At 54.0% G+C, this 291-nt stretch carries 1 pseudogene; it reads right to left on the bottom strand.

From position 1 onward, the window contains the following. Nucleotides 1-291 (bottom strand): annotated as a pseudogene (locus QZ311_RS12305) (DNA primase); the annotation flags it as partial.

The raw sequence follows: 291 nt of genomic DNA, 5'->3' as shown, positions 1-291 counted from the left end.
CGTTTGCCTCGGCAACTGTAATGCACCTGTTGACAGTGTGCCTTTGAAATCTCCGGTGGAATGCCGCGCTCTTGGAGGTATGCGACAAGTGCGTGGCTCTCCAGCGGCACTGTTCGGATGTTCTCAAAACTCGGAGCAGTGTGTCGCGTAACGGATGTGGCAGCGACTGTCTGCACCGATGGCACAGGGCAACTGTCAGCAATGCATCGCAGTAGATGACGCATATCGGTTGACTGATACATCTCGGCTGCAAGGTCTACGATATTGCCTCCTTTACCGATACCGAAGTCA

The sequence above is a fragment of the uncultured Duncaniella sp. genome (genome assembly GCF_910578445.1).
Taxonomy (GTDB): Bacteria; Bacteroidota; Bacteroidia; order Bacteroidales; family Muribaculaceae; genus Duncaniella.
This window is presented reverse-complemented; position numbering and strand designations above follow the sequence as displayed.